Genomic DNA, 12,907 nt, shown 5'->3' on the forward strand with positions numbered 1-12,907 from the left:
AAAAGGAAAAACGATGGCAACTCCTAACATTTTAATGACACGTATTGATAACCGCCTTGTTCACGGTCAAGTGGGCGTTACTTGGACTAGCGCGCTAGGCGCTAATTTATTGTTGATTGCTAACGATGTTGCAGCAACAGATCTAGTGCAACAAAGTTTGATGGATATGGTGATTGCTGATGGGGTGCAAACGCGCTATTTCACCCTACAAAAAACCATCGATATTATTGCTAAAGCAGCGAGTCATCAAAAAATATTTATTATCTGTAAAACCCCGCAAGATGTTCTTTGCTTAGTTAAAGGCGGTGTGCCTATTACCTTTGTTAATATCGGTAATATGCATTTTACAACTGGTAAAAAACAGATCCATAAAACAGTTTCGGTTGATGATGCTGATATTGCTGCATTTAATGAGCTAATTCAGTTAGGCGTTACATGCGAAGTGCGCCGTGTGCCCGATGAAACCGGCGAGATGATTTGCGATCTACTAAAACGATGTTAACAAGGGGGTATTTAATATGTTAATTGATGCACTTTTAATCGGGCTACTTGCAGGTATTGCAGGTGTTGACCTATTTGATGGATTAACCCATATTCATCGCCCAGTTGTCATTGGCCCATTAGTCGGGCTTATTTTAGGTGATATACAAACGGGATTATTAGTGGGTGGCTCGTTAGAGCTTGTTTGGATGGGCATGGTGCCGCTTGCTGGCGCGCAGCCGCCCAACGTGGTAATTGGCGGCGTGATTGGTACAGCGTTTGCTATTTTAACTAATGCTGATCCTAAAGTGGCAATTGGCATTGCGGTGCCTTTTGCGATAGCAGTTCAGGGCTGTATCACGATTTTATTTACAATTTACTCTCCGATGATGCACCGCTGCGATAAGCTAGTTGAACAGCTTAATTTTAAAGGTATCGCTTGGGTTAATTATTTAGGCATGATTATTTTATTTTGTTTCTATTTTATTGTTGCTTTCTTGCCTATTTATTTTGGTGCCGATGCAGCAACTGCATTAGTACAAAAATCACCGCAGTGGCTACTTGATGGTTTAAGTGTCGCAGGTGGAATGATGCCTGCAATAGGCTTTGCAATGCTAATGAAAATTATGATGAAAAAAAACTATGTTGCTTATTTTATTTTGGGATTTCTCGGTGTGACATTTTTAAATCTACCAATTATCGCCATAGCGTTAGGGGCACTTGCCATTGCGATGATTGATTTTTTTAACTCCAGTCGTAATAGTCAAAGCGAAAACTTAGCAACTCATAATCACCAAACAATCGAGGTTGAAGATGGCATTTAATGATGATGATAAAAAAATGGCGGCAAAGGCTGACACGCTCATGACACAAGCATTAGCAACTAGCCAAGTGAGTGCTGATTCTTATGCTTCTAAAGATGAGGCGATGGCATTAACTAAAGGTGATATTAATAAAATGGCAGTGCGATCTTTATTATTACAAGCCTCATTTAACTATGAGCGAATGCAGGCCGGCGGCTGGCTTTATACGCTGATGCCAGCATTACGTAAAATTCATAACAATAAAAGTGACCTTAAAAATTCAATGCATATGCATATGGAGTTTATTAATGTCCATCCTTTTGATGTAACCTTCTTATCAGGATTAGTGCTTGCGATGGAGCGTGGTAAAGAGAATATTTCAACTATTCGAGCCGTTAAAGTTGCCCTAATGGGGCCATTAGGTGGTATTGGTGATGCCTTATTTTGGCTAACATTATTACCTATTTGCGCAGGTATTGGGGCTTCACTGGCTTTAGAGGGCAGTTTATTTGGTCCAATTATTTTTTTACTTATGTTTAATAGTGTGCATTTTGTGATCCGCTTTGGTCTTGCTCATTATGGCTATAATGCTGGTACTAGTGCTTTACCGTTATTAAAGGCTAACACTAAACGTATTTCGCATGCAGCCTCAATTGTTGGCATGACTGTTATTGGCGCACTAGTTGCCTCTTATGTGCGGTTATCGACGCCACTTGAAATTACTGCTGGCCAAGCGCATATTGCTTTACAAACGCAGGTGCTTGATAAGCTAATGCCAAATCTATTACCACTCGGTTTTACCTTACTTGTTTATGCGTTAATGAAACGCAATTTTTCGCCAGTCAAATTAATTGGTTTAACGGTAGTATTTGGTGTTATTGGTAAACTTATTGGCCTTTTATAGTAAATGAGTTTAGTAAATAATCTATAGCACGAAAATTATAGAAAATAATACATAGCAAGCAAGAGATAGTTATTTTGATAACGATCCTAACTATTAGCGAGGTGATTTTATGTTAGGTATTATATTAACTGGTCATGGCAGCTTTGCAACGGGCCTATATGACGCGACGGTGCAAATTATAGGGCAACAAGCGCAGTTTATGGCTGTCAATTTTCCTGATGGTTTAAGCGTTGATGAGTTAGAAAAACAATTAAACTCAGCACGCCAGCAGTGTGATCAAGGTGAGGGCGTAATATTTTTAACCGATATTTTAGGCGGATCACCTTTTCGCACTGCGGCACTAATTAGCTTTGGTTATGCAAATATTGAAGTGATAACCGGCAGCAATCTACCGCTCGTTATTGAGATGTTACTAATGCGGGACGGGCTTGATGCTAGTACATTTCGCGATATGGCCATTGATAAAGCAAAGCAAGCGGTAACAAGTTTATGGCATCAAACGTCAAATGTAACGCACCATATCAAGGAGTGTGAGGATGGAATATAAAAAAATCCATACCCAGCGTATTTTGACCGAAATAGGCTGGCTTGAAAATGGGCTACTCACGATTGATAAGCAGGGTATTATTATCGCTATCGAGCAAGCTAAGTCGCCGAGCCCAAATAACCTAACTATCATGCCAGCGTTAATTGATAGCCATATACATGGCGCTAAAGGTATGGATGTGATGGATGCAAGTCACCAAGCATTAAATACCATTAGCCTATATTTAGCCGAGCATGGCGTGGGGGCTTTTTTAGCTACAACCGTAACCGAGTCTACTGAAAAAATCGAAGCGGCATTAGTGCAAATAAAACAGAGTTATCAGCAAGGGGTAGATGGCGCCCAGCTATTAGGCGCCTATTTAGAAGGACCATTTTTTACTGCTAAGCATAAAGGCGCTCACCCGCAAAATTTATTACAAGCCCCTACGCGTATGCTACTTAAAAGATGGCTGAAATTGGCGGATGGCACGCTTAAATGTATTGCTTTAGCGCCGGAATATCTTAATTCCTTATCGATAATTCGCTGGCTTAGGCTGCAAAATATACGGGTTATGCTAGGGCATACTAATGCTAACTACCAAACTATCAAATCAGCGTTAACTGCCGGCGCAAGTGGGGTAGTTCATTGTTATAACGGCATGCAAGGATTACACCATCGTGAGCCTGGCGCAGTTGGCGCTGCATTTACCTCACCAAATTGCCAAACTGAAATCATTGCCGATGGCTATCATGTGCATCACGCGGCTATTAACATCGCCCATCGCTGCTGCAACGATCAGTTACTGCTAATTAGTGATGCGATGCGCGCGGCTGGTATGCAAAATGGCGATTACAAATTGGGCGAAATGAACGTACATATGCAAAATAATGTTGTTCGAACCGATGATGGTGGACTTGCGGGTAGCACACTTTCGCTTGATGTTGCCGTTAACCATCTTGCTAATGCAGCAAATATTGCTTTTGAGCAAGCTTGGCTACATGCTAGCATTTACGTGGCAAATGCGCTTGGTATCGGTAATGTTTTGGGCAGTATTCGCGTTGGTAAACAAGCTAATCTTGTATTACTAACGCCACAAAAACAAATTATTGCAACCTTAGTAAACGGTAATACAGTATACAAAGGGCAAGATCACGATAACTATCAACTACGTTAAGTGCAAAATCAGGTAATAAACTGTTAAAAACAACACTTATTTAACGAGAATACGATCCGTATCAAGGTTTAATTGCCATATTCACCTTAAAATAGCGTGGTATCAATAATCAAGAGCATTTATATGAAAAAAGTTAACTATAGCCCATTAGTTTGTTTGGCGTTGTTATTTTCAATGGCAGCGCAAGCTGCTGATGATATTAACGATTATTCTTTAGAACAAGTGGTGATTTTTAGTCGTCATGGTTTACGAGCGCCATTGTCAACGCCAAGCAGTTCGCTCGGTAAAATGACGCCCAATTTATGGCCGCAGTGGGATACTAAGCCAAGTTACCTTACTACTCGTGGCGGCGTTTTAGAAACCTACTTCGGGCACTATATAAATATGTGGCTCGTTAAAAATAAATTATTAACTGACGATAAATGCCCAACCGAAGATGATGTTTATATTTATGCCAATAGCTTACAGCGCACTATTGCAACCGCGCAGTTTTTTTCTGTTGGTGCTTTTCCAGGCTGCCTTGTGCCAATAGTGCATAAAGAAAAAATGGGTACCATGGATCCGTTATTTTTCCCGATTATTCGTGATGATAGTGAGGCATTTAAGCAGCGCGCAGTTGCCTCAATCAATGCAACTGCCGATCTTAATACTGGTATCGACGGCCTAAATACAAAATTACAGCCGGCTTATCAAGATATGGCAAAGATAATCAACTATACCAATTCGGCTAATTGCAAGCAGGAACAGCAATGTGATTTTGCAAAGCAGCCAACCGCATTTAAAATTATAGCAGGGCAGGAGCCCGGTGTTTCGGGGCCTATTCGCACTGGTACATCGATTAGTGATGCTTTTATTTTGCAATATTATGAAGGCGCTAAACTGAGCGATATTGCGTGGGGCGGCATTAAAGATAATGAACAGTTTGAACGTTTAGTCTCGATTAAAGAGAGTTATAACACGGTATTATTTGGCTCGCCAGTTGTTGCTAAAGAAGTTTCGGCAAGATTACTTAGCTATATTGATAACACCTTAATCCATAATCAAGGTAAGGCTAAAGTGACCTTTTTAGTGGGTCATGATTCTAACGTTGCTTCGATGTTTGCGGCACTAAAAATTAAGCCTTATGTTTTACCTAATCAATTTGAAACAACGCCAATAGGTGGAAAAGTCTTTTTTGAGCGTTGGAAAGATAATACAAGCGGTAAGCAGTTTATGAAAATTGAATATAAATATCAATCAACCGACCAAATCCGTAACCTTGAGCAACTTAATCAACAAAATCCACCGCAAAATGTGGTATTAGAAATGGCCGATTGCCCAATAAATAAGCAGGGTTTTTGCCCACTTACCACCTTTAAAACAGCTATGAGCAAGCTCCTTAAATAACCGTTTAATTTATACTAGCAAATCAATGAGACGCATTTTAGGCGTTTCATTGATTATAACGCGTATTAGTCATTTTTTAACTTTCAGGCTGTTAACTCGCCTTTTCAATCAAGTTAATATTCTAAATTCAGCGTCTAAGTACGAATCCAGTTTAAACAAGCGTCATAAGGTGTTTTATCTGTAAGCCATTTTCACGGGTGAGGTTTTTTACTGCTTCAATCTCTTCATCACGAAAACTATTCAATAAAAGTATACCATCACACCTTATGAAATAAAGAGATCAACATCATATCAATTTTATTGAAATGTAACTTATTGCCGATTTTCTTTCAAATTGAACCATTATACATTATTATGTAAATATACTATGTACTACTTAATTTCGTTGATTTATTTCTAGAGGATATATGAGGCTGTTTTTTTATCTATTTTTTACCCTTACCATTTTTCCTGTCTATAGTTATCAATGCACTTATACAACAATAAATTCTGTTATCAATGTGCCAAATCCTTTAATAATTCCAAGTAATTTAATGATAGGCGATTTAATAGGGGAATATAAAGGTACAGCATTTACTGTTTCAACATGTACAGATACATCCGGAATAACGAGTGATTCATTTAGTATAGTCGCAACGAAAGATCAGACTGCTGTATCAAATATTGATGGTGAAAGCATTTTTAAAACATCGGTAGATGGAATTGGGTATGCTCTTGGCGGGACAGCGGTTGAATGCTCAACAACTGGCTGGGTATCATTAACGGATAGTAAGTCCAGTGTATTTTGCTCTTCAAGGAGCGGTATGATTGCACCTAGCTATACAATAATACCTCTTATTCGGTTATATAAAATAGGCAATATATCCTCCTCCTCTATGACTATCACATCAAATATTGGTTACGCGATGAGAATAGTAAACGACTCAAATAGATTTGTTTCACCAATGAACACGATATCTAGTACCAATGTTGTAGTGGAAGCATGTTCTATCACTTCTTCTGCAATTAGCGTTAACATGGGATCAATTCAAAAAAATCAATTTAATGGTATAGGAACAGCCGCTGATAATACGCAAAGCTTTAATATAAGCTTAAATTGTGCAGATTCATCTAGCATATCACTTAGTATTAATGGAAATATCTACAAAGCATCAGAGGGTTTATTAAATCTCGTAAATAGTAGCGCAAAAGGAGTAGCTATTCAGCTTTTATATAATAGTAAAGCTTTATTACTAAATTCAAATATTTCTGTAGGTAATGCCCAAAAAGGAATATTTACAATACCATTACAGGCTCGCTACTATCAAATAAGTAATATAGAGGCAGGAACGGCAAATAGCACCGTAACTTTTACCGTGCAATACAAATAAAAATATAACATTCACCTATTTAAAATCGTTAAAAATGTATATTTTTAATAAAGTTAAGTGAAATTTAATATCAATCAAATCCGTAACCTTGAGCAACTTAATCAGTAAAATCTACCACAAAATGTGGTAGTAGAAATGGCTGATTGCTAAGTAAATCAAAAGGGTTTTTTCCAACTAACCACCTTTAAAACGGCTATGAGCAAGCTCCTTAAATAACGCGCATTAATCATTTTTTAACTTTCAGGCATTAACCCACCTTTTCTATCAAGTTAATATTCTAAATTCAGCATCTAAGTACGAATCCAGTTTAAAAAAGTGTCATAAGGTGTTTTATCTTTAAGCCGTTTTCTTGGCGATAATTACGTCGATTTTTTACTGCTTCAATCTCTTCATCACTAAAACTATCTAATAAAAGTATACCATTACACCCCATGAAATAAAGAGATCAATATCATATCATTTTCTTAGAATTTAACTTATTACCGGTTTACTTTTAAATTGAACAATTATATATTTTATGTAAATATACTATTACTACTTAATTTTTATTGATTTTTTTATAGGGGATATATGAGGCTATTTTTTTATCTATTTTTTATCCTTACCATTTTTCCTGTATATAGTTATCAATGCACTTATACAACAATTAATTCTGTTATCAATGTGCCAAATCCTTTAATTATTCCCAGTAATTTAATGATAGGCGATTTAATAGGGGAGTATCAAGGAACAGCATATACTGTTTCAACATGTACAGATACTTCAGGAATAACGAGTGATTCATTTAGTATAGTCGCAACGAAAGATCAGACGGCTATATCAAATATTGATGGTGAAAGCATTTTTAAAACGTCGGTAGATGGAATTGGGTATGCTCTTGGCGGGACAGCGGTTGAATGCTCAACAACTGGCTGGGTATCATTAACGGAGAGTAAGTCCAATGTATTATGTTCTTCAAGGACAGGTATGATTGCACCTAGCTATACTATAATACCTCTTATTCGGTTATATAAAATAGGCAATATATCCTCCACCTCTATGACTATCACATCAAATATTGGTTACGCGATGAGAATAGTAAACGACTCAAATAGATTTGTTTCACCAATGAACACGATATCTAGTGCCAATGTTGTTGTGGAAGCATGTTCTATCACTTCTTCTACAATTGGCGTTAACATGGGATCAATTCCAAAAAATCAATTTAATGGTATAGGAACAGCCGCTAATAATACGCAAAGCTTTAATATAGTCTTAAATTGTGCGGAATCATCTAGTATATCACTTAGTATTAATGGAAATATCTACAAAGCATCAGAGGGTTTATTAAATCTCATAAATAGTAGCGCAAAAGGAGTAGCTATTCAGCTTTTATATAATAATAAAGCTTTACCACTAAATTCAAATATTTCTGTAGGTAATGCCCAAAAAGGAATATTTACAATACCATTACAAGCTCGCTACTATCAAATAAGCGATATAGAGGCAGGAACGGCAAATAGCACCGTAACTTTTACCGTGCAATACCAATAAAATATTATATGGTATTCGCCTTTATCTAATCTGATTTACTAAATTGTAACCAAATCAATTTATCAAGTGTTTATTTAACGATAACTAGATTATTCACAATTTAAGATAGTAAAAATAGACTTTATGTAAGTATAGTAAACTAATAATGACTTAAATTTAATCATTAATTTTTCCATTATTATCAATAATGGCCTTAAAAATGTATATTTTTTATAAAGTTAAGTGAAATTAAATGTAAAATATCTTGATATAAAAATAGAAGCCGATAGAATCGCATTTCCTATTTAGGTTAATTTTTATACGAGAATTTATTAAAATGAAAAACAAGTTACTTATTGTTATTATTAGTTTTTTATCTTTTTCTTCAGAGGTTTTCGCTTCTGATGGCACAATCAATTTTACTGGTCAAATAACTGATACAGCTTGTTCTGTCAGTGTCGCAAACCAAATTCAATCAGTTTCACTAGGTACTGTATCAGTTAAAGCTTTTTCGGCCGCAGGAGATACAGCTTCAGCAACTAAATTTACCATTAAATTGTCAGGATGCCCAAAAAGTGCTACTAACGCTTCGGTTAGTTTTGATGGAGCTGCAACTACAGATAATCGTATTTTAGCACTTAACACAGGTGATGGTGTCGCAACTAATGTTGGTATTGGTATTTATGAAAACGATAGCTCAACGCTTATTGGACTGCAAAATCATTCAAAAATGCAAACCTTAAAGGAAGGTGACAATGAGTTAGCTTATATTGCAAAATACTATGCAGTAGCAGCAAGCGTTACTCCTGGGGCGGCAAATGCGACGACAACATATACTCTAATTTACCAATAATAGCGTCTTTATAAACTTTTATTATTAAGAACTTTTATGTTAAAAAAAATAATTTATACATTCATATTGATAGCAATTACTTTAACCGAAGTTTATGCAAACGGCGTACAAATTAGTGGCACGAGGCTAATCTACGATGGAAGTAAAAATAACGCTTCAATTAATATTAGTAATAATGATGATCAAGTTTATTTAATTCAATCGTGGGTTACCCAAAACCCCTATAGTAAAAAAGCTTCTGATGATATATTTATAACTACACCACCTTTATTTCGATTAGAAGCTAATACAAATAATTCGGTTCGTGTAGTGCAAACTGGTAAAAAACTACCGAGTGATAGAGAAAGTGTTTTCTGGTTAAACATTAAATCAATTCCATCAACAAATAAGCCCGACGGTCAGAATATGTTACTTATTGCAGTTAAAACGCAAATAAAACTATTCTATCGTCCGGCTAATTTGCCCGGTAAATCAGCAGAAGCTTACAAAAAAATTCAATTTATAAATAAAAGTGGACGACTAGCTATTAATAATCCAACGCCTTATAGTGTTTCTTTTAAAAGTATCAAAATAAATGGAAAAGATATTGCTAATCCTCCAATGGTATTGCCTTTTGAAACTCAATATGTGAATAAAAATGTTAGCGTAAATGATAATGTTAGTTGGCAATCTATTAATGACTTTGGCGGAATTACACTAGAAGAGCATGCAACCGTTAGATCAAATAATAATGCAGCAAATTAAATTTTTTTATAAATGATAAATTAGTATTTGAATGCAAAAGTCTTTCATCCAAAATATTCTTCGTGGAATAATTCTTTTTTCACCGTTACATGTCCAAATGGCATTTTCCGATGATTATTTTGATCCAAGTTTTATTGAAGGAGTATCAGGTCAAAATCAACATGTTGATTTATCTGTTTTTAATGCAGGAGGGCAAGTAGCAGGGGCTTATGACTCTGCTATTTATTTAAATAATAATTATGTAACAGAGAAAAAAATACAGTATGACTACTCAGAGGGAAGTAATCAATTATTACCTTTGTTAACAAAATTGGAATACATAGAATATGGAGTATTGCCTAATGCAACTCCTAATTTTATGAGCATTAATGATAATGATGTTATTAAAGAAATTAACAAATTTATTCCTGATGCATTTACTAAATACAATTTTGAAAAACGTCGATTAGAAATTTCTATTCCTCAAAAATATATCAAAAAAGTTGCTCAAGGCACTGTTCCAGAAAGTCAATGGAATGATGGTATAAGTGCTTTATTCGCAAATTATACATATTCGGGTTCCTCAACTAAAACAGATGGGATCTCTGAATTTCATAATAGTTCTTATCTAAATTTACGCAGTGGTTTAAATATTGGATCTTGGCGTTTGAGAAATTATAGTACTTATAGTAAAAGCAATAATATAGCTAAGTGGAATAGCATAAAAACCTATATTGAGAGCAATGTAAAATCACTGAAAAGTCAATTGGTTATTGGTGATAGTTACACGCCATCGGATATGTTTGATAGCTTTTCATTCCTTGGTGTACAATTAGCCTCCGATGATGCAATGCAGCCTTCTAGCATGCGTGGATTTGCACCAATCGTCAGGGGGGTTGCCAAAACTAATGCACAAGTTACAATTCGTCAAAATGGTAATACTATTTTACAAACTTATGTCTCACCAGGTCCTTTTATAATTAATGATTTATACCCGACGTCTTCCAGTGGCGATCTTGAAGTAACAATTAAAGAAACTGATGGATCAACAACAACTTTTATTCAACCATTCTCATCAGTGCCAATTATGTTACGTGAGGGACGTTTTAAGTATTCGTTAACAGCCGGTGAATATCGGTCACGTAATGCATCTGATAAAAAACCTTTTTTTTTACAATCGACAGGAATTTATGGCCTTCCTTATAACGCAACAGCATATGGTGGATTAATTACATCTGAAAAATATAATGCTTTATTATTAGGTTTAGGTAAAAGCCTAAATGATATTGGTTCAATCTCATTTGATGCAACTATTGCAAACTCTCAAATCATGGGTAAAAATTACACGGGTGAATCGTTCAGATTCCAATATTCAAAAGAAGTTCTTTCTACAGGAACCAGTTTTTCATTAGCAGGTTACCGTTATTCGACATCTAAATACAGAGACTTTTCGCAAACCAATGGTTATTATGATAATAGCCAACTCAATTCAATGGGCAGTAGTCTTAATAAAGAAGACGCTATTGCAAGTTATCAATCCCAGTATAATAGTCTAAATAAAAGAGACAAACTGCAATTAAGCATTAATCAGGATCTCGGTGATTTTGGTAGCATGTATTTAACTGGTTATCAACAAAAATACTGGAATAATAGTGGAAAAGAGAGAAACTTAAATTTTGGTTATAACAAAAACTATAACGGAGTTAACTATTCATTCAATTACAGCTACTCTAAAGACATGTACTATGGTAATAAAAATCAAATCTTTTCATTTACGGTACAAATACCTTTAGACTTTATTCGTAGCAATACATGGCTTAATTTATCGAACAGTTCTGATAAAAAAGGTAACAACACAAGTTTAGTGGGATTTTCTGGTACCGCCTTGGAAAACAACAATTTTAACTATTCTATACAAGAAGGATATAATAAAAGAGATAGCGATTCCACTGGTAATGTTTCTGTTGGTTACAAGGCTAGTTTTGGTGAATACCAATTAGGGTATAACTATACGCATAATACGCAACAAGTTAATTATTCAGCAATGGGAGGAGTGGTTATCCATCCTAATGGCGTGACATTTTCACAACCACTTGGTGAAACTTTTGCATTAGTTAGGGCTAAAGATGCAAGCAATATAGACGTTAAGAATAATCCGGGTATTTCAACTGACTATTGGGGTAATGCAATTGTTCCTTATGTTAGTCCTTATCAAAGGAATAATATATCACTAGATACAACGAATTTAAGTTCGCGCATTGATTTAGCCAGCAATATTAAAACTGTTGTACCGACAAGAGGCGCAATTGTGATGGCTGAGTATCATACGATTATTGGCTATAAAATGTTTGTAACATTGGTTGGAGAAAACATTCCTTTCGGAGCTGAGGCAAAGATTAATAATAATGGTGTAGCGTCTACAGGTATTGTCGATGATAATCAAAAAGTATACCTAAGTGGTGCTCCGACGAAAGGAATTATTCACATAAGCTGGGGAGATAATCAATGTAACGCACCTTATGAATTTAAAGAATCTCAAGAAGAGATTATTTCTTTCTCAGTCCAATGTAATTAATTTATGAAAATTCACTTAATGAGTAGAATATCCCATTTTTTTGCTTGGCAAGAATGCAATAAAATTGAATTTTAAAAAAAGAGCAACGAATATAACAACTTTTCAGATTTAATTAAAAATCATTATAAACAACTTACCTTTTTATTATCCCCATTTTTAGTTAAGACTCGCACTTAATACTTGAATTCAAGTATTCCTACTATTTTGATATCAGCATTATGGTTAAATTTTTTTTTGTATTGCTCATTATGTTTCTCCAGTTGATTTTGTTGCGCTAATATAAATAGTTATTAATCAAAAATGATTAATAGGGTATGAAAAATCTTCGGTATTACTTGTCACATTTTACAGATAAATATTATCAAATGAATAGGGAACAATTGGGGATTAAAAATACTAGTGGTATCAAGTTGATGCAAAATGAGTTTATTTTTCATTTGATCATTAAGTTAATCTTATAAAATAATTAAGAATTAAGTGAAATATTATTGCTAATGCCAAACTATATTAAATTTAAATATCGCCGCAATAATTGTACCTTTTGTCAATTGTTTCTATATTTTTGACTTCGAGCATCGGTCCTAATAAATATGGTCCATAT

11 protein-coding genes are annotated in these 12,907 nt (G+C 35.1%); all 11 read left to right on the forward strand.

The features are described 5' to 3' along the window. Nucleotides 1–13 precede the first annotated feature (13 nt). Nucleotides 14–502, forward strand: coding sequence for a PTS N-acetylgalactosamine transporter subunit IIB (agaV, locus tag RHO14_05330; protein WVD72223.1), 489 nt, complete (start codon nucleotides 14–16; stop codon nucleotides 500–502). A 16-nt stretch (nucleotides 503–518) separates the two neighbouring features. After that, nucleotides 519–1,304 carry a PTS N-acetylgalactosamine transporter subunit IIC gene (agaW, locus tag RHO14_05335; protein ID WVD72224.1) on the forward strand — a complete coding sequence of 262 codons (786 nt, stop codon included), beginning with the start codon at nucleotides 519–521 and terminating at the stop codon, nucleotides 1,302–1,304. Next, nucleotides 1,294–2,187: a PTS system mannose/fructose/sorbose family transporter subunit IID gene (locus RHO14_05340; protein ID WVD72225.1), complete on the forward strand. Its 894-nt coding sequence runs from the start codon at nucleotides 1,294–1,296 to the stop codon at nucleotides 2,185–2,187. The genes agaW and RHO14_05340 overlap by 11 nt, the downstream gene beginning before the upstream one ends. Nucleotides 2,188–2,296: 109 nt before the next feature. Next, a complete protein-coding gene (agaF, locus tag RHO14_05345; GenBank protein WVD72226.1) occupies nucleotides 2,297–2,734 on the forward strand; it encodes a PTS galactosamine/N-acetylgalactosamine transporter subunit IIA in 438 nt (145 codons plus the stop codon). Next, nucleotides 2,724–3,887: an N-acetylglucosamine-6-phosphate deacetylase gene (gene nagA / locus RHO14_05350; protein WVD72227.1), complete on the forward strand. Its 1,164-nt coding sequence runs from the start codon at nucleotides 2,724–2,726 to the stop codon at nucleotides 3,885–3,887. The genes agaF and nagA overlap by 11 nt, the downstream gene beginning before the upstream one ends. Before the next feature lie 123 nt (nucleotides 3,888–4,010). Then, on the forward strand, nucleotides 4,011–5,273 hold the full coding sequence (agp, locus tag RHO14_05355; protein ID WVD72228.1) for a bifunctional glucose-1-phosphatase/inositol phosphatase: 1,263 nt from the start codon (nucleotides 4,011–4,013) through the stop codon (nucleotides 5,271–5,273). Nucleotides 5,274–5,680: 407 nt separating this feature from the next. Further along, nucleotides 5,681–6,643, forward strand: a complete 963-nt coding sequence (locus tag RHO14_05360; protein WVD72229.1) for a fimbrial protein — start codon at nucleotides 5,681–5,683, stop codon at nucleotides 6,641–6,643. Nucleotides 6,644–7,213: 570 nt separating this feature from the next. Further along, nucleotides 7,214–8,176, forward strand: coding sequence for a fimbrial protein (locus RHO14_05365; GenBank protein WVD72230.1), 963 nt, complete (start codon nucleotides 7,214–7,216; stop codon nucleotides 8,174–8,176). A 316-nt stretch (nucleotides 8,177–8,492) separates the two neighbouring features. Next, nucleotides 8,493–9,008, forward strand: coding sequence for a fimbrial protein (locus tag RHO14_05370; GenBank protein ID WVD72231.1), 516 nt, complete (start codon nucleotides 8,493–8,495; stop codon nucleotides 9,006–9,008). Between the two features lie 36 nt (nucleotides 9,009–9,044). After that, nucleotides 9,045–9,752 (forward strand): molecular chaperone, encoded by a 708-nt coding sequence (locus tag RHO14_05375; GenBank protein ID WVD72232.1) that lies wholly within the window; start codon nucleotides 9,045–9,047, stop codon nucleotides 9,750–9,752. Between the two features lie 31 nt (nucleotides 9,753–9,783). Continuing rightward, entirely contained in the window at nucleotides 9,784–12,306 is a 2,523-nt protein-coding gene (locus RHO14_05380; GenBank protein ID WVD72233.1) for a fimbria/pilus outer membrane usher protein, read from the forward strand. Nucleotides 12,307–12,907: the final 601 nt, after the last annotated feature.

The sequence above is a fragment of the Orbaceae bacterium lpD04 genome (assembly GCA_036251935.1).
Lineage (GTDB): Bacteria > Pseudomonadota > Gammaproteobacteria > Enterobacterales > Orbaceae > Orbus > Orbus wheelerorum.